The sequence below is a fragment of the Candidatus Lernaella stagnicola genome, from assembly GCA_030765525.1.
GTDB lineage: Bacteria > Lernaellota > Lernaellaia > Lernaellales > Lernaellaceae > Lernaella > Lernaella stagnicola.
This window is the reverse complement of the sequence record JAVCCK010000031.1, coordinates 46,890-70,191: the sequence shown is the minus strand read 5'-3', so window position 1 is coordinate 70,191 and position 23,302 is coordinate 46,890. Positions and strand designations below refer to the sequence as shown.

Below are 23,302 nucleotides of genomic sequence, written 5' to 3'. Positions count from 1 at the left end.
ATGCCGTTATCCGGTACGCCCGAATCTCAAAAAAGTATAGTGATTGAGAGGCTGTTGGCAAGGAACACTTCGCCCAATCCAACCACTAGCTGCTTGACACGCCCGATCCATATGCTTAGAGGTATGGATAAGTTTAATCAGGCATCTGCCACCAGGCACGAGGAAGACAACATGAAAGAAAAAGTGGAAGCCACCATCGAGAAAATCCGCCCCTTCCTGCAGCGGGATGGCGGCGATATCGAACTTATTGATTTCGATGAAAACACCAAATCCGCCAAAGTGCGGCTGCAGGGAGCCTGCAAGGGCTGCCCCGGTGCCCAGATGACGCTGAAACTCGGCGTCGAGCGAACCCTGCGTGAGGAAGTTGATCCCAACATCACCGTTGTGACCGCCTAGTTGTAAGCTTCCGGTCTCACACGTGAAGACTATCATGCCATACCGTCCACGAAGGAGTTAATCGATGGCTCATAAGATCTCGAGCGAATGCATCTCGTGTGGTTCCTGCGCGCCGGAATGCCCGGTCGACGCCATCAAAGAAGGCGAGCCCTACGTGATCGATCCGAAAACGTGCATCGATTGCGGAGCGTGCGTCGAAGTGTGCCCGGTTGACGCCATTTCGGCGGAGTAACCGGAACGCCTCGCTGCGGCTCATCAACGACCGAACGATCCCGCGCGGACCGTTCGGTCGTTCGTTTTAACTAACGCTCACTTGGGCCCCTGGAACTCCCCACCGACAGCGATCTCGCCGTAGTATTTGATCTGTCCTTCGGCGTGTTCGCCCACTCCATTGTTCCAGTACTGCCACATATACACCCGGTGGCCGTCTTCGCTGGTCGTGGTAAACCAGTTTTTGCCCGACACGATATTCGCCTGCGCTTCGGGCGTGGCGACGAACCAGTCGACGACGGTAACCAGCACGTTGAGACCGAGCAAGATCGCCACGAGAATCAACAGGACTTGTGATTTACGGTTACGCATGGGTTCTCTCCCTGGTTGGCTGTGTGTCGCTACCGGATACCGCGCCGCACGCTCGATGTCCAGGGCGCTTGCGGCACGGCGGGCGATGGCTTAAGTTGACCGCGTTTTCTGCGGAGGTAACGATGCGTTTTGCAGTAAGCCTTTCGGTTGCCATAATTCTGCTGGTCGCGGTGGCTTGCGACGTGAATTTCAACGGCTACACCTACGACCACCCGAAGGAAGATTGGGACGCGTACGATTACGTGTTCGCCGACGACTCTCCGGATGAAGAGGGCGACGACATGTACGTCAGGCTCAACATCGAGGCCGAAGGCGTCTACAGCGGCGAAACGCGCGGCGTTTTCTACTCGACTTTCGAAGGTGCGGTGATCGGTGACACCCTGGTTTTCGACGGAACGTTCACCGACCAGCGCTGCCCGGAAATGGGTCACATGCGTTTTTCCGGGACCATGGAAGATGACGTCCTGAAGGGCGTGTGGACCGTGCGCGCGTGCCAGTGGTACGACTTCTATTACGAAGGCGAATTGGTCGGCGGCCGCCAGGCACAATGACCCCGCGACTGAAATCATTCCCACCGTTAAATGGGTTCGGGCAAAGGCGCGTCGCCGGTTAAAACTCGATGCGCCCTTCGGGCCGGTAACCGAGTTCTCGTTGCGCTTTGGAGATGTCGAGCAACGCGGTGTACTTCTGCCGATCCTTGTCGACTGAGTAGTAGTACCGGGTGAGTCCCAGCTTGCGTTGCATCCAATTAAAAGAAGACATGAGCGGCTCAGGCAGGCTGACCAAACGCCGGCCATTGAGGCGGGTGAACGTCGTAATCGGCGCGGTGTCGCGCCCGGCGATGTTGTAGATACCCTGCAGGTTTTTCTCCAGCGCCAAGGTAATGGCCTGAATAACATCCTTCATGTGCAGCAGGTTAACCATGGGGTTGAAGCCCAAAGTTTTAATCACGGGCCGTGAATCGAAGTAGGCGTTGAACTGCCCGTTGATGTTACGGCCGATGATGTTGCTCATGCGCAAAATGACGATTTTTACACGCCGGTTATCCATAAAGCTGCGGCAGATCATATCGGCGTCGACCCGGTCTTTGATCCACTGATCCACATTCGGGTCGAAATTGAGCGGCGCGTTTTCGTCCAGGTAAATCGGATTGTGCGGCGTCAGCTTGTAGACGACGTCGGAACCCTTGAAGACGAATTTGACGATGCCGGGCGTGTCGATGCACTTCTTGAGCAAGTCGCGTGTGCCCTCGACGTTAAGCCGGTGGATGTCCTCGCCGCGAAGCGGTTGGTTGTGGAACGCCAGGTGTACGACGGTGTTGATCTGGGCGTTGCGAAACGCTCTGGATAAAAACAGATTGCGCAGTTCCCGCGGCTTGAGAATGTTGCAGCGGCGGTAGATGAATTTGTCTTTCGGCAAATCATTGAAGTAGTAGGGCTTGTCGCGTTGGGCGACGCCGAGAACGATCCCTACCCTCTTGTTATTAATCAGGTGCATGACGAGGTTGCGGCCGATACTGGTCGTTACACCGGTAATCAGAATGTTGAGCTTTTTATCGCCCCGGCGACGCGCTCGCTTTTTCGGCTTCGGCTTACTTTCGACCGCTTCCACCGGCGGCGAGACCGCCTTCTTCTTTCGCGGCTTCGCCGGCGTCGAGACGCTACGGCCGAGCAGCGAAGCCTTGGGCGCCGCCGTCCGTTTTTTGGCTTTCTTCTTCCGGCGACCGTTGCCGCTATCTGGGGCGGCCATCGAGTCGCGAAAATCGTCCGCAAGCGACTTGCTGGATTTGGAGAGCAAGCCGTCGATTAACTTCTCTTTGCTTTTTCGGCTTGGTGCCATGGCAAATCCTCCTCGAAGCCGAAGACGCTGGTTCTCTTCTGCAGACCTTTATTAATCATGTCTTGCACTACCAACTGCACCTTGTCGGCCAACATGCGAATGGTTTCGGGGTCATCGATGGTTTCGGGGCCGTACTCCTCGTAGTAGTGAATCGGTTCCCCGTAGTAGATATGGTACTTGGTCGGCAGCGGCAGAAACGCCAGCGGCCCGAGAAGCGGCAACAATGCCGGGATTGGGAAGTACGGGAATCCGAACGCCCGCGCCAAGGGCTTGAGGTTGGTGGCCATGGGCATCTGTTCCTCGGCGCCGATGAGCGCCGTGGGCACGATCGGCGCTCGATGCGCCAGAGACAACTCCACGAAGCCGACCGCGAATTTCATCAGGTTATATCGTTGCGAGAAGGGCTTGCCGAGGCCGCGCGTGCCTTCGGGCCACACGCCGACCAGTTCGCCCGCCTCGAGCAAATCGCGGAAATTGCGGCGGTGTCCGATCACTTGCCCCACGCGGTAAAAGAACACGTTGATGAAAGGCAGGAAACCCGCAAAATTATCGACGATGGCGCGCAAAGGACGCGGTGGATCGGTGTTGACCACCACGTCGGTCGCGGTGATGGCGGCATCGAAAGGCAAGGTGCCCGAATGGTTGCAGACGATCAGCGCCGGGCCCTTGGACGGGATGTTGTGCGTGTCTCCGCTTTCGACGCGGAAGTAGTTTTTATGAAAAAAGCGCAACACGGAATAGGCTAAAATCGCGGATTCCCGTTCCATACCGAATTGGTCGAAGCCGAATCCGAGATCGTGGATTTCGATCCCCAAAATGCGATCAAACTCTTCCGGCGGCAGCAATTTTTGCGCGATCTCGAGCGCACGATCCCTTTTGCGCGGGTCCATTTTCGTTCCTCTTGGATGAATATCCCCGTAAGAAAATATAATAACGGGCGCCTTTGGATAATGTCAATACGTATTTAATGGGATTTCTACCTGTTTTCAATAAGTTGGCTGGCGATCGGCCCTCCCTTCCAGCACCGACGCTCTCCCAAGCCGAGTATCGCTTGCCGTCGAGATGGCCAGCGCCTACATTGACGTCCAACAAAAAGGCGACCTCATGAGATCGTGGCGTGAGAAAATCATCGGCGTAGCCCTACTTATTCTAATTGCCGCCCTCGGCAAATACTTCGTCCTGCGCAATTGGCAAGGCGACCAACCGGCCACTCCGAAACCGGAAAAGACGCCGGTAACACTCAACGTGCCGTGGATCGACATCCCCTTGGAAACCATGGAAGGCGCCGTCGAATTTACGCTCAGCAAACCGCGATTCAAAACCGTGGCGGAACGCACCGCCGCCTTCGCGAACGCGGTCATCGCGCCGGTAATCACCCGGGACGAACTGGTTGCCACGACCAAAAATGCGTTAATCGCCTTGTTCCAACAAATCGACCCGGCGCGCGACCGGTGGTTGGAAGTTCGCGTGTTTCTTGACGGCGAAGCCATCGCCGACGAGTTCGCCGCCGCAATTGGAGTGCTCAATTGCGACATGGAGGGTTTCGGCGACATCCCCGGCGGTTCCCCGTGGGAGGTCAACGTTCGCCTGATCGATCGCCAGGAGCGCACCAAACAGGGCATCAGCGACACCTTGTTGACGCGCATCCTCGGCACGCGCGCGACGGTGGAGCAAGTGCGCACGGAATTGCTTGTGGAGGATCTCAAAGAACCGAACGAAGATCGCTTGCTGCACGAGACGGCGAAACGCCACAAGATGGGTTTGGCCGCGCTGCGTAGGTTACACGCCAAGCATTCGCGCCTCTATATGGCCGACGTCACCGTGCGGTGGGATTTGAAATAGGCGGTGAAGATTCGGCGCGTTTCGAAATCAGTTAACTGGAAAATTTCAGCTACTTGTGCGAAAATCTTAAAGGAGCGTACAAGGTTTTGTCGATAGATAGGTGAGGACTCGGACGTCGTAACAATTCCATGCAGGGGACGGCTCGAAAAAAGCACCCAAAGTGAAGGACCGGGATCGTGTTCAAACGCACGCGGAAAACCAGCGCCAACATGCGCGTCGACCGGCGGGTACCCTCGATGCTGCAAGTGCAGTATTCCGCCGGCGGCGATCTCCGCGACGCTTTTTCCACCAACATCAGCCAGGGAGGCCTGTTCCTGCAAGCCACCGAAAGCCTGCACCCCGGGCTGCGGCTTCACCTGCGCATTCGCACGCCGAGCGGTCTGGTGCGCGTGATCGGCCGCGTCGCCTGGTACAATCCGGGACGTAACGGACACGCCGTCTTGCCCGGCTTCGGCATCCAGTTCCAGCAAATGACCGACGACAGCCACGTCATTCTCGACCGCTTCCTGCAAGACTTCGCCGGTTAGATTCACGGTTCTAAGAGAACGCCCAAACGCTATATTCCCGACGCGGCAATATTTTTTTGATTTCGTTTTTTGTCCTTGCGCGCGGCGAAACGTCGGCGTATATATGGATTAGTTCTTTGTCGCCTATATTTATTGGGAGTATTATACGATGTTTACCCCCCCCCCCGAAAATCTTTATCGTTTTCGTTAGTTCTTCTCTTTTCGATGCTTTTTTCTGTCGCCGTTTTCACCCTTCCCGTTGACGCCCGCGCCGCTGCGTACGACCGCGAGCCGGATCCGCAATGCGTCCGGGCGTGGGAACGTTTCAAGGGTGAGCAGCCCGGCGCGGAAATTCGTTGGGGCGCGAAACTCGGCCACCCCATGATCGTCTGGGGCTTCGAGCCCGTCGAATCCTACGGCGACTTCGTCGGCACGCTGCGCGACTTTCTCGCGGATAACGACGCCTTGTTCGGCCTGCGCGGCGGCCCGACTCCGGGGTTGGTGCGGGCCGCGTTGTCGGAGCCGAACGCCGTCTATCATTGCGATCATTCCCGTATGGAACCGCTGCCCGGTTTGCGCGAAGATGAATGGATCGAGCCGACTTGTCCGGAGGGGACCATCGTGTCGTTGCGCCAATTCGTCGCGGATGTGCCCTATGTCAACGGCGAGGTGCTGGGCTTTTTCGACGGCGAGGGGCGGCTGCGAAAGGTTTCGGGCGAGGCGTTGGGGTACATTGAGGACCCGCCCGCGGTTTTCATCACGCCGGAAGCGGCGCGTCTGGCGGTGCTCGACGTGGTCAACGCGTTGCCGGATCAAGTGGCGTTTCGCGGCACGACGTTGGCGTATCGTTTTATCCTCGGCGAAGTGCTGCCGACCTACGCCGTCCGCGTTGCTTTACCCTTTTCATTTGACGAGCTCGGCAACGATTTGACGTTCATCGTCAGCGCGGAATCGGCCACGGTGCTTTCCTATTCCTCGAACATCGACGGCGCGCCGGGCGACGACTACGACGAGATCGTCTACGGGTACACGCTCGACACGCAGGCCGCGATCGAGTGCAACGAGCCCGCTTTTCGACCGCGCTGGGTGGATACTACTTACGGTTTCGGCAATTCCCGCGCCGCGTTCAATCCCGATGTGCATGTCTACGACATGAACGAAGAAGACTCGTGCGAAATTGATCGCCTCCTCAGCAACGACACGTATTGGTCCTATGAATCATTCAATTACAAATTCGCAAAATCGCTTTTTTGTCTACCTTACAATGACGACGGCAACCGAATTGAACTTAATGGTATTTCGACCTGGACCGCGTACCACCACATTCTCCACGCGTTGAATTACTTCAAAAATACATTGGGATTTGATGAGGATGTTTATCCGGTTGTGCCGGGCATATTGTATCACCGCACGAAGTATCCCGAGGACCACAACCTTGTCGTGATCGTCAATAAGGATCATACCGACGTCTCATTCTGCGGTGCAGGGCATCCCTCGTGCTTTAGAGAATATGGCTTTCCGGTAAACGACAAAATCTGTGCAACGAACAACCAAGGATTCTTCACATTTTATAGTATTGATGAGGCCGACTATCTGAATACAATAGATCCTTATCTCGTTCCGACTATGGTTCTCGGAACGACGTCCAATTACAATCCCGGCCCGCCGGCCTCCGGCACGATTTACTATGTCGAAAACGAATACCGAGGGCTATTCCGGCACCCCGCGATGTACCACGAATTCACTCATTATGTTCAGAAGGCCTTTAAGACTGGTAACGAGTATTGGGAAAACGGCAGCGTTTTCAACGTTGACGAAACCAGCGCATTCAAAGAAGGTTTCGCGATGTATTTCGGTGCGTCCATGGAGGAAGCCGGTCCCGACAATTTCTATCTGACCAATCTATCTTGCGAGAGCGACGCGGCGTTGTTCCTCTATCAGCCCGTTTTTAAATGTTGTTTTCCCGTCTACGACGAAGGAAAGGTCTTAACCCAAATCTTATGGGACATCAGGAACGGCTACTCCGGCTCAACCTACGCTGGTTTAGGGAAACTGTATACGGACCAACTCGCTTATTTGACCCTAATGGAGATTGCCCTCAGTGACATTCGCGTTATGACTTTTCTTTGGGACACAGCCAGTTCTATCGTGCTGAATGAACTCGCCGACGATTGCCCTGTCGGCTCTTCTCAAAACTGTCACGACTACATCAAGGCGGTATTCGAGCGACACGGTGTCTTGACCGGAATCGGCCAGCCATATCCGACCTGGGATTGCGTACCGGAGTCTTCCTGCCATGTCGCCGGTTACTGCGCCGATTGCGCCGGCGTCGTTTGCCCCGAAAGTGCGTGGACCGGTATCGCCGGGGAAGGCGCCTGCCATGGCGCTGTGAAGGCGAACTGTCCGGTTTCACCCCTTACACCGATCTGTTGTGGAGACGGCGGCACGGGCTTCGACAACGTCTGCGCCGACAAGGCTTCGACTCTCGTGGGAAGTTGCGGTTGGTTCGCCAGTGAAGCCGGCTGTTTGAATGACTGCACCCAGAACCTGTGGAGCCAAACCTTCCGTGAGTATTTGCGGTCTCTGACAGCGGGTGACTGTAAAAACTGCGGCGACGTTTGCGACGCAATACCGTGGGCGGAGTGTGGACTGTTCAGCTACCGTTACCAGTGCACTTGGTCTTGCCAATTGTTCTGGGACTTCGACAAAATCCGCTGCATGCTGGAAAACCTTGATTACCCGGGAGCTTGCGATGCCTGCAATTAAAAAAAACGGTTTTATGTTTCGAAGTCTTTTCGTTTTAACGCTCGCCCTTCTTCTCGTCGCCGGTTTGGCCTGCGACGATGACGACGACAACAATACTCCTGCCGATGACGATAACGACGACGCCTCGCCCGTCGGCACCTGGCCGGATGATCCCAAGCCGGTTGTGGGGTGGTTTTCTGTAATATCACGTCAGACAGAGGGTTGGGTTGGGCTATACGCAATTGCCGACGGAATTGTCACGCCCAACACGTTCGATGGATTGAACGTCTTTTTTAATGGAAGCATGAGCGACAACGGTCACGCTTTCGCCGAGAGCGTCGGCGTCCTTTACGAACTTCGCGACGGCGATTGGACGCCGCTTTCTGCACAACCACCTTGTATCGGCGAAGTGGGTTTCGGCATGAATAATCTTGCCGCTTTTTCGTCGACTTCCGCTTTTCTCATCTGCGACGATCCGGCCACTCTATTCGAATACGACGGCTTGGCGTGGAATCCAATCGCCGAATTCGACGTGCCCTACGGTGCCTATAACATTGATTGCCTCGACACGGAGAATTGCCTCGTTTGGGGCCAACAAGCGATATTCCGTCTTGAAAATAGAACGGCGATTCCAATGGATTTTCCGCCCGGCGCATCATCCCTTTGGACGGCGGCGCTTCGGGGTGACGGTGTCGGCTTCGCTTTGTTTACGTTTTCCGAGGGCGAGGAAAAACTTTATCGGGCCGCGGAAAACACTTGGACTCACGACACGCGATTCGGTGCCAACCAGTTGTTTTTCGGCGGCGATTTGGAGCGAATTGACGACCGCTACGTTGCTTTGGCCACGCACCCCGGGGGCTGGGATGAAGGAACCTTTATTCTTGACGGTAACTCAACCTACTTAGAGACCGGTTGGGGAAAGCTCGTTTTACGATTCGCGCCGGGCGGCGGAGGCCTTGGATTCGGCATCGAAGATAATCGAAAGTGGGTTTTTTACTCCATCAATGGCTGGGATCTACATCCACTGTTTGAAATGGAATACAAAAATGACGGCCCTGTTTTCAATCCGTTTTTTCTACTAATTGCCGACGCATATTGAAACCTGGAAGCCGCGCGGCATAACTGCTAGGTTGTTTCGGGAGCTTGTGATGCCTGCAATTAAAAAAACGGTTTTATGTTTCGAAGTCTTTTCGTTTTAACCCTCGCACTTCTTCTCGTCGCCGGTTTGGCCTGCGACGACGATGACGACGACAACGACACCCCGGCTGACGATGACGACAACGACGACGCCTCGCCCGTCGGCACCTGGCCGGATGATCCCAAGCCTCTCAATGGATGGCTCGCGACGCATCCTCGAGAAAGCAGCGAGTGGTCGGCCCTCTATCGAATTGAGATAGACGACGTTACGACCTACGCTATTCCCGATTCGGGGGTTTTCGAATTCGGTGACGCTCTCGGGCCCGTTGCTTGGGCAACGGACATGACTACCCTTTATCAATTCAGCATCGGCGAATGGCGTGAATTTTCGATGCAACCGCCGTGTGCGACCGGCGAGGGCACACGAATTCTCAAGAACTTCTTGTTTTCCGAGGATTCCGGTGTTGTTCATTGCTTCTCATCTGAAACGCTGGTGAAATGGAATGGCTCTTCCTGGAGCGATTGGCGAGAGGATGTAGCGGCGCTCATTGATTGTATGCCATCCGGTGAGTGTGTCGCTTTGCTGAATAATGAGCATTATGTCGTTATTTCCTCCGCTGACGAGGAGGAACTTACCTTCGATCGCGCTCTATATGATCTGCAGATGCAAACAGCGCAAGTCATTTATGGCTTCGCATCCAGTCTCAACGGTGGATCGGAAGAGTTCGTGCTGGTCCGCTGCGAAAACACCGTTTGTGAAGAAGATTCAAGAGGAATTCGGGTTTTGACGACGGGCGAGAACCCTGTTTTGGCTCGCATCGATAACGACCATATGGCGGTCAGCGGTTTTCAGTTGGACACACTCGATTTAGGCGTGTTTGTCCTTGCCGGTGCAAATGAACTCATCGAAACGAATTGGCCCTACTTCCGTTGGATGACTTTTGCGCCAGGCGGCAGCGGCCTTGGCATTTCTCCTGTCGAGAATGACGCCGGCCTGTATTTAATATCCGGATTGCAGGCTGCGCGGCTGATCGAGTTTTCCAATGAAGAGCACATTACCGGCTTCCTCGTCGCCGCCGACGCATATTGAAACCTGGAAGTCGCGCGGTAAAACTGCTATGTTGATTCGGTGGCATCGCGAGGTTCGGCATGGAACGAATGATTTTGTGTTTCGCCGTTTGTTTTCCGCTCGTCGCCTCCCTGTCCCTTTCGGCCTGCAATTCGTCCGACGAGGCGTGATCCGCAGGGAAACGGGCGGCCTACTCCAATTCGGAATCGCCAAACAGCGCCACATCCAGCAAGCGCGTCACTTTCGCCGCGCCGCGGCCGTTGAGGTGGTCGGCGTCCTTGAAATCGTCATTCGTGAGACCGGGTGTACTCCCGAAGTCGAGATACCTTACGTCCGGGAGGTCGGCCAGCACCTGATGGAGGTCGTCGTCGAACTGGCTGCTCAGTTCTCGCGGGTACAGTTCGCGGTACGACGTCGAAAGCGGCAACGTGACGATCACCACGTCGAGCCGGTGCTCGGCCGCCAGTGTGAGGAAGTCCCGCAAGTAATCCCGATTGCGTTCGCGGGCGCTCTCGTCAGTGCCAAACTCGATGTGCCGAGTCACGCGTTTAGCGGCGTGCTGGCGCATGACGGCCGGCGGCAGGCTAAGGGATGTCGTGCGAAATCCGTCATCGTGCAATGTTTCCACGGCGAGAATGGGATCTCTCGGCGGTCGTCTCCGCAAGCCGTGGCGGATAAAATCCTTCAAGAACGTGCCGCGTACAAGCCAGAAACGCGAGAGGTATTGCGCGTAGCGCAGCGGCGTCACCAGCGATGAGCTGCGAGGCGGAATGCGGTAGACCTCCCAAAACTGGTACACGAGCGCGGGCGTTTGCGTGGCGGCGTCGAATGCGAAGGAATGATCGCTGAGGTTGACGATGATTGTCCTCAGGCGCGGTAGGCGATCGACGACGCGCGCCAGTAAGTGGCGGCAGTTGTAGAGATCGGTCGCCGGGAACGCCAGGTTGAAGGCCGGACGCGACAGGTCGGCCGGGTCGATGCCGCGCGCCGCGTGCGAGTTGCCCATCAGCAGCACTTCGATGGTTTCGGCCCGCTGCGCCAAGAGGACGTCCTTAGCCGCCAGCCGCAAACTCGCTTCGGGATACAACGCGCGGGCAACCGCCTCCAAACCGGCGTATTCAACCGCCAGCAGAAGGAGAAGCAACAGAATTTTGGAGGCCAGTTTTTTCATCGTCCTCAAAATTGGAAGTAAATGAACTCCACTTTTTCAAACACGCCGAGCAGCAGAATCGCCGTGGCGCCGCAAAAATAAATCGCCCACCGCAGCCACCACGACTGCGCGGCGACCCACTGCCGCAAACGCACCCGGCTGCGCACAGCTTCGATCACCAACAGCGCGGCGATCAGCGCGACCGCCAGCAGAAAATCGAAACGCCCCACGACGCCGGCCGTCACGCTGCCGGTCCATTCACCGGCAAAGATCTTGCGGAAAATCAGCCACCCCTCGCCGATGGACGAGGCGCGGAACAGAACCCAGCCAAACACGACCCAGTGAAACGTGAACACCATGCGCCACGCCGCGCTCCATCGCGGCAATCGCGACAGCCCCAGCGCGGTGGCGACTTTTTCGCGTCGCGCCAACGTCAACACTGAAACGGCCACGGCCGCGCCATGCCATAGGCCCCAGGCGGCGAAAGTCCAGTTCGCGCCGTGCCATAGCCCGCTGAGGAGGAACACGATGACGATGTTGAAAAGCCAACGCGAGCGCGACACCCGGTTGCCGCCCAGCGGGATGTACAGGTAGTCGCGGAACCACGTCGAGAGCGTCACATGCCAGCGTCGCCAAAACTCAGGCGTGGATTGTGCGAAGTAAGGCCGGTGAAAATTCTGGGTCAGCTTCACGCCGAACATTTGGGCAACGCCGATGGCGATGTCGGTATAGCCGGAAAAGTCGCAGAGAATCTGAAACGCGAAAAAGTAAGTCGCGATAAGAAGCTGCGCACCGCCCGCGCCGGACGCGTCGCCGTAGACGCCGTTGACATACACCGCCAGGCGATCGGCGATGACGACTTTCTTGAAAAGGCCCCAGGCGATCAACTTCAGGCCGTCCGAAGCCTGCCGATAATCGAAGGTGACGGCTTTTTTGAGTTGCGGCAGCAAGCGCGATGAGCGCTCGATCGGCCCGGCCACCAGTTGCGGAAAAAACGCCACGAACAACGCGAAAATCCCGAAGCGTTTTTCCGGCTCGGCGTCGCCTCGATACACGTCGACGGCATGTCCCAGGGCTTGGAAAGTGTAGAAGGAAATCCCCACCGGCAGCGCCACGTGCAGAAGCAGCGGCCGGTTGTCCCCGCCAAACAGGCCGCAACCGGCGGCGAATGAAGCGCTAAAGAAGTTGAAGTATTTGAACGCGAACAGAATACCGAGGTTGACGACGACGGCCCCGATCAGCCACCCCCGGCGACGGCCAAGGTTGGGCGCGGCGGCGATGGCGCGGCTTGCCACGTAGGTGACGCCGGTCGTGGCGAGAATCAGCGTGAGGTAATAGACGTTCCAACTGCCGTAGAAAAAGTAGCTGGCAGCTAACAGGATCAGCCAACGCCAACGGGCGGGCGTGGCGAAAAACGCAGCTAATACGCAGGGGAGAAAAAGTGCAAACTCGGCGGAATTAAACAGCATCGGCCGTCAATCTGCTCCTGCGAATGGCGACAGGTTTGTTTAGGGCAAGATAGTGAATTTTCGGGCGGGCGTCACGGAGAAAAAGTTAACCGGTTAAAAGGCGAACCAGGTTTGGGATGCCGGTCCAGGCCAGCGACCCGATCCAATAAGTCCCCGCCACGGCGGTATAGAGAAGCACGCCATAGGTCAGGCTCTTGAGTAGAAGCTTGACGAACTGCAACTCGCTTAGCTGCTCCGTCGCGCGGTCGGCGAGTTCTTCGGCGGAGTAAAAGGCGTCGGCCATCTCCCGGACTTGTTCTTCCGGCACCTGTTGAATCGGATTTGCTTCGGCTTGCATGTCGACTCCTTTCACTTGCCGCTATCGGCATTCCCGGCGCGCGACTTGAGAGGTTGGTGGGCGGCCCAAGAGCCGCCCACCAACGCGACGGTACGGTTACCTGATCAGGTTGATCAGTTCGCTAATCAATTCATCCGCAGTTCGAATCGAACGCGAGTTCGCCTGGAAGCCGCGCTGCGTGGTAATCATCAAACCGAACTGAGCGGCGATGTCCACGTTGGACAGCTCCAAGGTTTTGGAGAAAATCGCGCCGTTTCCGGACACGTTGGCCACTGAAGCAACCGGTTCGCCCGACTCCGTAGTGGAACCGAACATGTTGTCGCCGCGGTGATCAAGAGCCAGCGGATTAGTAAAATTAACGACGGCCACTTGGGCGATTTCTTCGGCTTCGCCGTTGGCATACAGCGCAATGACTTTACCGTCTTCATCGATATTGATGCTATCGATGTAACTGGTGCTGTACCCATCTTGGCTGGCGAACACGAGTGCGGAACCTTCGCCGAACTGCGTCGTGCCGTCCACACCGGTGCCGCCCACCGCCACCGAAGTGCCGAAGTCGAAGGAGATGATCTGGTTTTGCTCTGGATTGCCCGAGAAATCGAAGTCGTTAAGTGCGCCGGCGCGAAGCTCGAGTAGCGAGCCGGCGGCCGTGAACTCCAATTCCCCGTCGGCGGCGATGAAATCCACGCCGCCCGCTGCGTCTTCGGCGTCGACAACCACGTGATAATTCCAGACATTGCCGCCGCCCGCGCCGGGCACCGGGTCACGGTCGAAATAGACCGTGAGTTGGTGCGCGTTGCCGAGCGAATCGTAGACCGTGATCGAAGCCGTGAAGTTTGACGTGTTGACCGGGTCGGTAACGTCAAACGGTCCCACGACCTCCGATTGCGAATCGAGGTTGGCATACAACGAGACGTTGTCCGTGATCTTGGGCTGTAACGGCGTCTGCGGTACGCGAATATCGCGCGGCGTACCGACCGGTCGACCGTCGGAACTGATCTCATACCCTTGCAACCGATGACCGGCAGGGCTGGTCATGTATCCGGACTTGTCAACTCGGAAGTTGCCGGACCGGGTATAGAACAGAGTGTGACTGGCCTGATCGTTCACCATGAAGAAGCCGGGGCCGGCCAGCGCGATATCAGTGACGTTTTCCGTCGCCTGAAAACCGCCCTGGGTCAGCACCATTCGTGTGGAACCGACGCGCGCGCCGCGGCCGATAGTCTGCCCACCGCTCGTGGCGGACAGAATGTCGGAGAAATCCGCGCGCGCATGCTTGAACGCCGGCGTGTTAATGTTCGCTAAGTTGTTGCCGATGATTTCCATCATCGTCGAGTTCGAATTCAGACCGCTAATGCCTGAATACATGGCACCAACGATACCCATAGTTACCTCCTTTCCCGCATCGTTCATTCCGCGGGAAACGAGCCTCCCCGTGTGGGGTCCAGCTCGGTTTATTCTACGAATACCGTGCTATCGATATTCGTGATGACGTTTTCCTGCATACCTCCGCGCGGCAACGCCGTAATGACGGTCCGGTTGGGGATGCTGACAATAAGCGCGTAATCGGCGCCGACCACCAAGGTGTTGCGTCCGCCCTTGGCGGCGACGCTTTCCACGGCTTGGTTGATCTTGCCGACTTCGGCGCTGTTCAAGTTGACGTTTCGCGCCGCCAGGCGTTCTCGCGCATGAGCCGAAAACCGAACCTCGTTTCCGCGTTGAATCTGGCGATCGAGTACCGCCCGAAACTGATCGTCGGACGGAAGCTTCGCCGCCGGGGTCGACGCGGATGGAGCCGTCGGTTTGCCGACCGCTTGCGGAACGTAAAACGACGCACTAATCACTTTGTCCATCGTTTACTCCTGGGTGATCTCCAGGACCTCGCCCATGGTCACTTGATGCGAACCAATGTGCAGGAAGGGAATACCGCCTTCGAAGGTGATGCCTTCCACCACGCCCTTGATAAAGGTCAGCGTGGAGATGGTGTTTTGATCGGCGTCCTTGGCCGTCACCTTGTAGGTGTATTCACCCTCGCCCATTGGTGACCCGTCTTCGTTGTGGCCATCCCAAGTGACTTCCTGCTCGCCTGAATCGACTTGACCCAATTCGATCGTACGTACGGCATAATCTTCGGCGTCGAAGATCGTAACCGTACTGCTGACCGCATTGGCGCCGAGACGAAAGTCGAGATCGACGTTGCCCTCACCGCTGTATGTGAAAGCGTCGCCGGAAGCTTTAACCGTCTTGCCCATCATCGACACCGATTGCGCGTTGTTGATGCTGGATTGGTAAAGCTGCAACGTCTCGAGGTTCGAGTTGGCGGCTCGTAACTGTTCGACCGAGGTCAGCATGGCGATTTGATTGAGGAACTCCTGGTTTTCCATAGGATCGAGCGGATCTTGGTGTTGGAGTTCGGTCATCATCAATTCCATGAAAACCTCTTGGCTGGCGAGATCCTGCTGGTCTTCATACAGGCCCGCCACCGCTGCGGCATCGGTGTTGATACCGAAGATATCCGCACCCGGCGGCCTGGTTAATTCCACTGCAGACACAGTTTCCTCCTTGGCGCTTACGCGCGCAGGTTGATGTTGCCCGTCATGGCCCGCAACCGATATACGGCGCGAAGTGACGAGGCTTCATCGTTGAATGACTCGGGATTATCGGGCGCGACGTGAGCAATCGGGCCGCGAAATTCGCCGCCGTCGTTCAATCCGTCACGACCACCGTTCTGCAACTGTTCGTATACGTCGAACTGCTGCAAATCCAAGCCCTTCTCACTTAGCATGTCTTTCAGTTGTTGCACGTTCTCGTTGAGGATCTGCTTTGCCTGAATGTGCTCGACTACGGCCTCGGCTCGCACTACGTCGTTTTTCACATTGATCTCAAGTCGTATGCGGCCCAGTTCCGGCGGATCCAGACGCATCCGAATCGTACCGCCGCCTTGGTCGATCTTGCGCAACATGTGTCGCCCGGTGATTTCCACCAACTTCTGTACTGCCTCGATCTTCTCGGTGATGTCCAGCGGCACCGTCGCCGCCTGAGGCGCGGCTTTCGGCGCTGCAACACCAACGGAATCACGACCGACGGTCGCGGCGAAATCACTGCGGGTCTCCCCGCCGGAAGCAATCAGGTTGGCTACAGGTTGTTCAGCGCCTAAGGGCACGGCTTTGACCGATTCTCCGGCCAACCCGGGCTGCTTGGCGGGTGCGTCCGTCCCTTGACGAAACGTCTCCCGCTGTCCAACCCTCTGGGCTGCGCGCGGACGATCGGTGGCCTTGCTCTCAGCGACTGGAACAGCCTTGCGTGTTGAAACGGAATCCGACGTCTCGCGATAAGCTCGCTCCGCCATGACGCGTAAGTGAGGCTGATTCACCGAGGCCGCCGCCGCTTGCACCTGCTGTCCGGCTCCAAACAAAGTGACCGGTTGCTGCCATGTCGTTGCACTGCCAGGGGCACGAGACTGCGACTCACCCTTAACGACCGACGCGACTTCCAAGTGCTCCACGAGCGCCGCGCTCAAAGCTTGCGCCTTGAACACCGCGGCAACGCGGGTTGCGAGGTTGCCGTGTTCCGGTTCCACGGGTGCGGACACTGTCTCTAGAACAGCATTCTGTGACGCCGGTTGAACCTGTTCGACGAATTTCGCCGCGGCGGTTTGCGCCGCCGTAAGGTTCTGACCGGACGGCAAGGCTTGCCCCTTGGCCAACAGCGACAGGGCAATATCTGCCGCTGAGAAACCCTGCTGGGCTCCCGCCAAGGGCGCCGAATCCTGCCCATTAACGGCCGACTGGCCACCGATCAAAGTCGTCCATACGGCGTTATCACCGGCGGACACGACCGGCGCCGTGTTTACTGGCGCGGCGGGCGCAGGGGCTGTTTCACCAGGACTTCCCAATCCGGCAGCAAATGCCAACGACGCCGTTTGGGCGCCTTTGGCCGCAACCTGTGGACTGACAAGTACCGGTTCCGTAGCCACTGTGGCCACCGGCTTCGCCCCCTGTGCTTGGCCGAGGAAACTCGTTTTTGCCGCTTTATCTCCACCAACAAGTTGTTGATTTTGATCGGCTTTTTCTTGTCCCTTAACCTGCGGGGCCTCAGGGGCGGAAGCGTTGCTCGCGACCGAATCCCTGATTTGACTTTGCGGTAGACTGTCTTTCGCTTGTCCCAGTGCGGATGACCACGCCGCCTCGCCGTCTCGGCCGTTTTTCTCATCGCTCGGGTCCGTACGCGGCCCTTGAGCGTGAGAGCGCGGAGAGACGGTGCCGACCTGGCTCGCCTGCAACATCATGGTCTTTACGTCCATTTGAATAGCTTTTGGCATTCCATATTCACCTCCTTTCCTCTGGATTTGCGCTACTCTGGGTAAAAACATTGCGCTTTTCGTGCCAAGGGCCCAGCAGTGGCTCATGAAGGTGAAAAGGACTGAAGTTTCTGCGGTTTATTTGGTGGTTGCGGCTTTTTCGCGCTCGTTTTTGCCCAAACGGCGGTACATGTTGGCCACGATGCTGTGCCGATACACTTCGGAGAAAGACAGCAGTATCTCGCCTTTGAGACCGTGAGCCGCCTGGGCATGGTCCCCGGCGGCGATCAACAGGTCGAGGTACTCCAACGCCAGCGCCGGTTGGCTCGGCCGCAATTGCCGGGCTTTGGCCAACGCGTTTTCACCGCCCCCCATTTGCTCGATGAACGAGGCCGCGCGGGCTTTCGACGGCGCGGAGTTCAAGTGGCTCCCGTTTTGGTCGAACCATCCCGAATACCGGTGATAGAGCCCCCGCACGTTGAATTCGTGCTTTCCGTAGCGATCGCGCAGCCAAGGGCTATGTCGCAGATGCGGCGCCAGCGTCGCCCGCCGCAGCGTCTCCTCCAACGAATCGCCGCGATTCATTGCCTCGATCACATCTCGATGCAGCGCGTTCAGATAACCGATGTACACACCGAGCGCTTCGTCAATCTCGGCAGGGTCGCACAGCGGGCTGAGCGACGAATCGACCAAAACCCGCGGCCGCAAATCGCGCACCAGTTCCAGCGCCTGGCGCCACTTTACCTCGTCGCGAACTCGCTTCATGGGACTTGCCACCATGGGTGTTCCCATGCTGAGCAAATCCGCCACAAACACGACGCGCTCGGCGGGCAGCCAGACGACGGTGTAATCAGCCGCTTCGCCTTCGACGTGGTAGAGCTCAAAACGCACGCCGCCCAATTCGAAATAGTAGGAATTCCGATACGTGATGTCAGGGTAGACAAATTGCGGCAGACCATCGGTCTCGCGCTCGGAAATATCAAACTGGATGGAATTGAGCCGCCGCATGAACGGCGCGCGCTCGACAGCCAAGTCGAACTCGGCCACTAGGTTCTCGTGGGCGATCACCTGCGTCCCGGGCTCGACCAACACAGGCGCACCCCCCACCTGGGTCCTGTGATGGTGCGTGTAGATCAGGAAGCGAATCGGTTTGTCGGTGGTCTCCCGAATCAGTTTCGCGGCAAGCTTCGCTGTGACGCGATACCCCGCATCGATCACCACGACACCCGCGTCGGTTTCGATCCACGAGATATTCTTCTTCGGCGTGGTAAGGGCGAGTTTCTTGAAATGACCCACGTTGAATATCCGCTCGCCAATCCGCGCCAAGTCGTACAGCTCGGTTTCTTCTGTGTCGCAAATCGGCGCGGCGGCCGGCTCTTCGTCCGGGTCGTTGAGAGCCATGGCTCTTGCCGCTTCATGCCACGCAAACGCGCGATGATTGGCCGCCGTTACGCGGTCGACAATCTCCGTATACGGAGTGCCGTCGGCGCGCAGAAAACCGCTTTGTTGGGCGTAGAACCGGTGAAACTTCTTCAGGTCCGGCGAGCCCTCGATGTACCCGCAGTGATGCCAACCGACCACATACGGCTCGGCCATTACCGTTTGCAGGTAGTGGTAGAACGCCTCGCCCACCGCCGCGGGTGATTCCACGCGCGTACCTTTGGGATCGGGTAGTTTTTCGTGGGGGCAGGAAAACGACGAATCGCCCAGCAGGATCGGCTTGCCGGTGCGCTCATAGAGCCGGCGCAGGCGGGGCAGTTGGTTCTCCGCGAAGTCGTACCATTGGATGTAAATCACGTCGACGTGCTTGGCCAAAATCGGGTCGAGCCACTCGGGCATGCCGGGCCCGCCGATCAGCTTGTCGCCGAAAATCAAGTGTCCCGTGTCGCAGGCGCGAATCGCCGCGCTTTGCAGGCCGTACCAGGCGTCGGCGATTTCCGGCAAGAACGCGAGGCTGTCACGGTAGGCCAACGACGGACGCCCGAGGTCCGGCCACTCGCGGCGATGGGCCAACGCCTTCCAAGTCGCGTCTTCAACCCCGTAGGTCGCGGCGGCTTGTGCGGCGTCGGCATACTGCTTTCGCAGCGCGTCGAGCCATCGCTTTTTCCCCGGCGCGCCGGCGGGTAGTTGACGCAGGTAATCCACCCAGGGATGCAGGCGGTCGGCGGGCGTTTGCCACCAGGGCATGTCGACGAAGCTGATGCCCAGAATGTGCGGGTCGTTCTGGAACTTCCGGCACCAGCAACGCGCGTGACGGTTGTATTTCTTTGCCGTATCCGGCGCGAAGGGGTCCAAGAATTCTCGGGGTTCGGTGATGTGGTTGACCGGCGCCGGGCGAAACTTCGCCACGTAAGGCATTTCGGTTTGTGGCAGCGGATTATGCAGTCCCAGGGTATTGAAACCCCAACTGCGTATTTGCCGCATGCCGTCGGTGACCCAAGCCCGAGCTGCCCGGCCTTTCAGGTTGGGTTTACCGCCCGGTCCGATCAAGTCGTCGCCGAACCTGGCGGCGAACAGGTCGCGGTTGCTTTCCGAGCAAATCAACACCGGCTCGAGATGATTGACGCCCAGTGAAACGAAGGGCTTACCGCTGGGGGTTTGAAACCACCAACTGCCATCGCGTTGCACAAGCGTGAAAGTGTGCTGAGCGGGCGCTCTGGATTCGCCGCGCCAACCGCGACCGCAGCCGGCGAAAAAACTAAAAACAACGACGACAAAAGCCAAGACGACAGCGGCTCCGTAAATTCGACGTACCGGAAACCGCTCGCGGCCCTTCCATGAGCGAAAACAAACCATGGGACGATCCTCGAATATTCAGAATGAGGATACTATGCCACCAAACAATTTGGTTTGCCAACCAACGGCGGGCGAGCAGGCTATTTCGTTTTTTTATTCAGCAATTGTTGAGAGATCTTAGCTGCCGCGGCCGGTTCCATGTTGGCCAGGAGTTCGCTGACTCGCTTTTCCTTCATGTGGTAAAGCAATTTGATTCGCAGATCTTCGGGATGAAGCGCGAGCACTCCGGCAAGCTTCTCGATCGGCATCTTGTCGTATATCTTGATGAGCTTTTGAATTTTCGCAGCGGTTTCGGCATCCTCTTTCGCCAGCCGCTGATCGATTTCCGCGCGCACCTTTTTGAGTTCCTCCAACTCCTTTTCTATCTCCTGCTTGAGCGCCTGCAGCTTGCTGGTTTCGGCCTGGATGCGCTCCATGTTGGCCCGCAAATACGTGGCGCGTTCTTCCTCGGGCGGCGGCTTGATATCCATTTCCGGCACGACAACCGGCGCGACTTGCGGCGTAGGATCCTTGGCTTCGTTAGGGTTGTACCCCAGGGCTTTACGCAGCGCGTTTTGGGAAGCGTCTTCGTCGCTATCTTCATCGTCGGCGGCCGTAACGATCGCCGCCGCCATCAGCACAACGATCAGCGCCGCCAGGCACGTTCGTGTCAGTTTGTTTCGCGTGATTCCCCTACTCATGACCGTCTCCCTCGCTCGACGCCCGCAAGCGCCGCGCATACTGCCCTATCGCCGTTTCGGCGAGTGCCTTTTCTTCTTGCCTGTTCCGTTCGTACTCTTCGCGGCGGCGGAATTTCTCGTGCAATTTGTCGACGACTTCCCGCTGCCGCGTGGCTTCCATCAGTTCTTCCCGCTTGCTCTCAACCTCGCGCTGTGCGTCGCGAACCTGCAACTGCTTGTAACCCAATTCGATGCGATGCTTGAGGATAAATGCCTCATGCAGGCGCAGCACCTCGATACCGACCGCCCCCACCGCGCATTCGTTGTAATCGTCCTGGGCCCGTCGCAACGCGTCTTCCTCAGCCTGTTGAGCGGCTCGTGCGCGCGTCAGTTCCATCACCGCGGCGCCGAAGTCCCGCTTCTTGCGATCCTCAACAATTCGACGCACCCGCAACAGAGCCAGTAGTCGAAACGTGCCGGCCACCCTATTCCGCCTCGACCCACGGCGGCGGATTGGTCTTGAAGATGCGCGCCAAGCCCGCCTGCGTTTGGGTCATGTCCACCTTTTCAAAAATGCCCTGCCGCAAAAACGCGTTGATTTGGTCGATAACCGTAATCGCGTAGTCGATGCGCGGATTCGCCCCGCTTTCGTACGCGCCGATGTTGATCAAATCCTCGGCTTCGGTGTACACCGCCAAGGTTTCGCGCAGCCACGCGGCCCACATCTTGTGCTCTTCGGGGACCACGTCGTTCATCACGCGGCTGGTGCTGCCCAGCACGTCAATGGCCGGGTAATGGTTGCGCTCGGCCAGGTCGCGGCTCAGAAACACGTGCCCATCCAGGATGGAGCGCGCTGCGTCGCCGATGGGGTCGTTGATGTCGTCGGCCTCGACCAAAACAGTACAAATGCCGGTCAGCGAACCGCCGCGGTCGTCGTTGCCGATGCGCTCAAGCAAGCTGGGCATCATGGCGAAGACGCTGGGCGTGTAACCTCTGCTCGTGGGCGGCTCGCCGATGGCCAGGCCGATTTCCCGCCGCGCCATGGCCATACGGGTCAGGCTGTCCATCATGAACAGCACGTTCAGACCCTGTCCGCGAAAATATTCCGCCATCGTCGTAGCCAAATACCCCGCCCGGACCCGTTCCAACGCCGTGCGGTCGGAGGTCGCGCACACCACGACGCTGCGCTTGCGGCCTTCTTCGCCCAGGTCGCGTTCGAGAAAATCCCGCACCTCGCGACCGCGTTCGCCGACCAGCCCGATGACGTTGACGTCGGCCGCCGTATTGCGGGCGATGATACCCAGCAGGATGCTTTTGCCGACGCCCGAACCGGCGAATACGCCGATTTTTTGACCCTGGCCCACCGTCAACAGGCCGTTGAGTGCGCGAACACCCAGGTCCAACGGCTTGGTGACGCGAGCGCGGCTCACCGGGTTGCCCGGCTTGCCGTATAGCGGCATGCGGTAGCTGCCCACCGGCCTCGGGCGGTCGTCCATCGGCCGGCCCAAACCATCGATAATGCGGCCCAGGAATCCTTCGCCGACCGGCACCGTCGGGCTACGCCAGGCCTTTTCCACGCGACTGCCGGGGCTGATGTCGTAGATGTGTTCCAGGGGCATAAGTTGCACGGCGCGGTCGTCGAAGCCGACGATTTCGGCGATGATGGAGTCGCCTTCGCCGCCGTCGTTGGTTTTGGGATAGATGCGGCAGATGCCGCCCACCGGCGCCCGCGGTCCCGTAGCTTCAATCAACAGCCCGACCACGCGGGTTACGAAGCCGTTGACCCCCAACACCTCGGCCATTTCCAGGTGCTCGATAACGGGCGTCCAGTCGTAGGGCGGCACGAGAGGCATGACTATTCCTCGAATTCGAACAGGTTGGCCAAGGCCTGTCGCACCGAGGCGTCGACGAAAGACTGCGGCGTTTCGACGCGGCAACCTCCGGGTTCAATATCGGCGTCGGCCACGAGCGTCACCTTGCCGGCGTCGCGAATCCGCTCGAATTCGTTCACGTGCAAAGTCAGGGTTTCGTATTCCTGGGGATTGACGTGCACCGTTGCGTCCCACTTTTGGTCGACCTCGGCCATCGCCGCTTTTACCACCCGCACGAGCACTTGGTCGTCGCCGGCGATTTTCGTATGAATAACCCGCTCGGCGATGAGTTGCACGATTTTGATGACTTCCGGCTCCATGGCCTCCAGGGTTTGCAGCAGCAACGAGTTGAGTTGTTCGAGCAGCGCGGCGATCGCCTCCACACTGGGTTGCGCGGATGCCATCCCCATCTTGATGCCGGCTTGTTCCCCCTGCTGAAAACCCTGTTCGTAGGCTTGCTGCTCGATGCGGTCGACTTCCTGCTTGGCGTCGGCGACCATTTTGCGCGCCTCCGCCTGAGCCGCGGCAACTAACTCGACGGGCTTTTGCCGCGGGTTGTCGAAACGTTCGAATTCGATCTTCTTGCCGGACATCGACTGCGCCA

General features: G+C 57.9%; 22 protein-coding genes. 7 read left to right on the top strand and 15 right to left on the bottom strand.

The features are described 5' to 3' along the window. Positions 1 to 171 precede the first annotated feature (171 nt). Complete coding sequence (locus P9L99_14565; protein ID MDP8224581.1) at positions 172 to 396, top strand: NifU family protein; 225 nt, start codon at positions 172 to 174, stop codon at positions 394 to 396. A 64-nt stretch (positions 397 to 460) separates the two neighbouring features. Then, a complete protein-coding gene (locus P9L99_14560; protein MDP8224580.1) occupies positions 461 to 628 on the top strand; it encodes a 4Fe-4S binding protein in 168 nt (55 codons plus the stop codon). 77 nt (positions 629 to 705) lie between these two features. Here the strand turns inward: P9L99_14560 and P9L99_14555 are convergent, their stop codons facing one another. Continuing rightward, positions 706 to 978, bottom strand: a complete 273-nt coding sequence (locus tag P9L99_14555; GenBank protein ID MDP8224579.1) for a hypothetical protein — start codon at positions 976 to 978, stop codon at positions 706 to 708. A 122-nt stretch (positions 979 to 1,100) separates the two neighbouring features. Here P9L99_14555 and P9L99_14550 point away from each other — a divergent pair, with 122 nt between their 5' ends. Beyond that, positions 1,101 to 1,529: a hypothetical protein gene (locus P9L99_14550; GenBank protein ID MDP8224578.1), complete on the top strand. Its 429-nt coding sequence runs from the start codon at positions 1,101 to 1,103 to the stop codon at positions 1,527 to 1,529. Between the two features lie 58 nt (positions 1,530 to 1,587). On the opposite strand, the gene P9L99_14545 is transcribed toward P9L99_14550, so the two are convergent. Further along, on the bottom strand, positions 1,588 to 2,817 hold the full coding sequence (locus P9L99_14545) for an NAD-dependent epimerase/dehydratase family protein (GenBank protein MDP8224577.1): 1,230 nt from the start codon (positions 2,815 to 2,817) through the stop codon (positions 1,588 to 1,590). Next, entirely contained in the window at positions 2,784 to 3,707 is a 924-nt protein-coding gene (locus P9L99_14540; protein ID MDP8224576.1) for a lysophospholipid acyltransferase family protein, read from the bottom strand. Before P9L99_14540 ends, P9L99_14545 begins: the two co-directional genes overlap by 34 nt. 214 nt (positions 3,708 to 3,921) lie before the next feature. Between P9L99_14540 and P9L99_14535 the strand changes: the two genes are divergently transcribed. The 4 genes from P9L99_14535 (at position 3,922) to P9L99_14520 (ending at position 10,137) form a co-directional block, all read left to right on the top strand. Then, entirely contained in the window at positions 3,922 to 4,659 is a 738-nt protein-coding gene (locus tag P9L99_14535) for a hypothetical protein (GenBank protein ID MDP8224575.1), read from the top strand. A gap of 176 nt (positions 4,660 to 4,835) precedes the next feature. After that, positions 4,836 to 5,186 (top strand): PilZ domain-containing protein, encoded by a 351-nt coding sequence (locus P9L99_14530; GenBank protein ID MDP8224574.1) that lies wholly within the window; start codon positions 4,836 to 4,838, stop codon positions 5,184 to 5,186. Between the two features lie 204 nt (positions 5,187 to 5,390). Next, entirely contained in the window at positions 5,391 to 7,931 is a 2,541-nt protein-coding gene (locus P9L99_14525) for a hypothetical protein (GenBank protein ID MDP8224573.1), read from the top strand. Between the two features lie 1,153 nt (positions 7,932 to 9,084). Next, on the top strand, positions 9,085 to 10,137 hold the full coding sequence (locus tag P9L99_14520) for a hypothetical protein (GenBank protein MDP8224572.1): 1,053 nt from the start codon (positions 9,085 to 9,087) through the stop codon (positions 10,135 to 10,137). A gap of 169 nt (positions 10,138 to 10,306) precedes the next feature. Here the strand turns inward: P9L99_14520 and P9L99_14515 are convergent, their stop codons facing one another. The 12 genes from P9L99_14515 to P9L99_14460 form a co-directional block, all read right to left on the bottom strand. Continuing rightward, a complete protein-coding gene (locus P9L99_14515; GenBank protein ID MDP8224571.1) occupies positions 10,307 to 11,287 on the bottom strand; it encodes a hypothetical protein in 981 nt (326 codons plus the stop codon). A gap of 5 nt (positions 11,288 to 11,292) precedes the next feature. Next, complete coding sequence (locus P9L99_14510; protein ID MDP8224570.1) at positions 11,293 to 12,735, bottom strand: MBOAT family O-acyltransferase; 1,443 nt, start codon at positions 12,733 to 12,735, stop codon at positions 11,293 to 11,295. Between the two features lie 85 nt (positions 12,736 to 12,820). After that, complete coding sequence (locus P9L99_14505) at positions 12,821 to 13,072, bottom strand: hypothetical protein (protein MDP8224569.1); 252 nt, start codon at positions 13,070 to 13,072, stop codon at positions 12,821 to 12,823. Between the two features lie 96 nt (positions 13,073 to 13,168). Then, entirely contained in the window at positions 13,169 to 14,458 is a 1,290-nt protein-coding gene (locus tag P9L99_14500) for a flagellar hook protein FlgE (GenBank protein MDP8224568.1), read from the bottom strand. A gap of 68 nt (positions 14,459 to 14,526) precedes the next feature. Further along, entirely contained in the window at positions 14,527 to 14,925 is a 399-nt protein-coding gene (locus tag P9L99_14495) for a TIGR02530 family flagellar biosynthesis protein (protein MDP8224567.1), read from the bottom strand. Positions 14,926 to 14,928: 3 nt separating this feature from the next. Next, positions 14,929 to 15,624 (bottom strand): FlgD immunoglobulin-like domain containing protein, encoded by a 696-nt coding sequence (locus P9L99_14490; protein ID MDP8224566.1) that lies wholly within the window; start codon positions 15,622 to 15,624, stop codon positions 14,929 to 14,931. Positions 15,625 to 15,641: 17 nt separating this feature from the next. Further along, positions 15,642 to 17,393: a flagellar hook-length control protein FliK gene (locus tag P9L99_14485; GenBank protein MDP8224565.1), complete on the bottom strand. Its 1,752-nt coding sequence runs from the start codon at positions 17,391 to 17,393 to the stop codon at positions 15,642 to 15,644. Positions 17,394 to 17,510: 117 nt separating this feature from the next. Then, a complete protein-coding gene (locus P9L99_14480; GenBank protein MDP8224564.1) occupies positions 17,511 to 20,168 on the bottom strand; it encodes an alkyl sulfatase dimerization domain-containing protein in 2,658 nt (885 codons plus the stop codon). An 80-nt stretch (positions 20,169 to 20,248) separates the two neighbouring features. After that, a complete protein-coding gene (locus P9L99_14475) occupies positions 20,249 to 20,848 on the bottom strand; it encodes a hypothetical protein (GenBank protein ID MDP8224563.1) in 600 nt (199 codons plus the stop codon). Next, positions 20,841 to 21,311, bottom strand: a complete 471-nt coding sequence (fliJ, locus tag P9L99_14470; GenBank protein ID MDP8224562.1) for a flagellar export protein FliJ — start codon at positions 21,309 to 21,311, stop codon at positions 20,841 to 20,843. The genes P9L99_14475 and fliJ overlap by 8 nt, the downstream gene beginning before the upstream one ends. A gap of 1 nt (position 21,312) precedes the next feature. Continuing rightward, positions 21,313 to 22,680 (bottom strand): FliI/YscN family ATPase, encoded by a 1,368-nt coding sequence (locus P9L99_14465; GenBank protein MDP8224561.1) that lies wholly within the window; start codon positions 22,678 to 22,680, stop codon positions 21,313 to 21,315. A 2-nt stretch (positions 22,681 to 22,682) separates the two neighbouring features. Continuing rightward, positions 22,683 to 23,291: a FliH/SctL family protein gene (locus P9L99_14460; protein MDP8224560.1), complete on the bottom strand. Its 609-nt coding sequence runs from the start codon at positions 23,289 to 23,291 to the stop codon at positions 22,683 to 22,685. Positions 23,292 to 23,302: the final 11 nt, after the last annotated feature.

What these genes read in the sequence shown, in the direction of transcription:
- P9L99_14565 (MDP8224581.1), top strand. Translation starts at nt 172, where the DNA reads ATGAAAGAAAAAGTGGAAGCCACCATCGAGAAAATCCGCCCCTTCCTG.
- P9L99_14560 (MDP8224580.1), top strand. Translation starts at nt 461, where the DNA reads ATGGCTCATAAGATCTCGAGCGAATGCATCTCGTGTGGTTCCTGCGCG.
- P9L99_14555 (MDP8224579.1), bottom strand. Translation starts at nt 978, where the DNA reads ATGCGTAACCGTAAATCACAAGTCCTGTTGATTCTCGTGGCGATCTTG.
- P9L99_14550 (MDP8224578.1), top strand. Translation starts at nt 1,101, where the DNA reads ATGCGTTTTGCAGTAAGCCTTTCGGTTGCCATAATTCTGCTGGTCGCG.
- P9L99_14545 (MDP8224577.1), bottom strand. Translation starts at nt 2,817, where the DNA reads ATGGCACCAAGCCGAAAAAGCAAAGAGAAGTTAATCGACGGCTTGCTC.
- P9L99_14540 (MDP8224576.1), bottom strand. Translation starts at nt 3,707, where the DNA reads ATGGACCCGCGCAAAAGGGATCGTGCGCTCGAGATCGCGCAAAAATTG.
- P9L99_14535 (MDP8224575.1), top strand. Translation starts at nt 3,922, where the DNA reads ATGAGATCGTGGCGTGAGAAAATCATCGGCGTAGCCCTACTTATTCTA.
- P9L99_14525 (MDP8224573.1), top strand. Translation starts at nt 5,391, where the DNA reads ATGCTTTTTTCTGTCGCCGTTTTCACCCTTCCCGTTGACGCCCGCGCC.
- P9L99_14520 (MDP8224572.1), top strand. Translation starts at nt 9,085, where the DNA reads ATGTTTCGAAGTCTTTTCGTTTTAACCCTCGCACTTCTTCTCGTCGCC.
- P9L99_14515 (MDP8224571.1), bottom strand. Translation starts at nt 11,287, where the DNA reads ATGAAAAAACTGGCCTCCAAAATTCTGTTGCTTCTCCTTCTGCTGGCG.
- P9L99_14510 (MDP8224570.1), bottom strand. Translation starts at nt 12,735, where the DNA reads ATGCTGTTTAATTCCGCCGAGTTTGCACTTTTTCTCCCCTGCGTATTA.
- P9L99_14505 (MDP8224569.1), bottom strand. Translation starts at nt 13,072, where the DNA reads ATGCAAGCCGAAGCAAATCCGATTCAACAGGTGCCGGAAGAACAAGTC.
- P9L99_14500 (MDP8224568.1), bottom strand. Translation starts at nt 14,458, where the DNA reads ATGGGTATCGTTGGTGCCATGTATTCAGGCATTAGCGGTCTGAATTCG.
- P9L99_14495 (MDP8224567.1), bottom strand. Translation starts at nt 14,925, where the DNA reads ATGGACAAAGTGATTAGTGCGTCGTTTTACGTTCCGCAAGCGGTCGGC.
- P9L99_14485 (MDP8224565.1), bottom strand. Translation starts at nt 17,393, where the DNA reads ATGCCAAAAGCTATTCAAATGGACGTAAAGACCATGATGTTGCAGGCG.
- P9L99_14480 (MDP8224564.1), bottom strand. Translation starts at nt 20,168, where the DNA reads ATGGTTTGTTTTCGCTCATGGAAGGGCCGCGAGCGGTTTCCGGTACGT.
- P9L99_14475 (MDP8224563.1), bottom strand. Translation starts at nt 20,848, where the DNA reads ATGAGTAGGGGAATCACGCGAAACAAACTGACACGAACGTGCCTGGCG.
- P9L99_14465 (MDP8224561.1), bottom strand. Translation starts at nt 22,680, where the DNA reads ATGCCTCTCGTGCCGCCCTACGACTGGACGCCCGTTATCGAGCACCTG.
- P9L99_14460 (MDP8224560.1), bottom strand. Translation starts at nt 23,291, where the DNA reads ATGTCCGGCAAGAAGATCGAATTCGAACGTTTCGACAACCCGCGGCAA.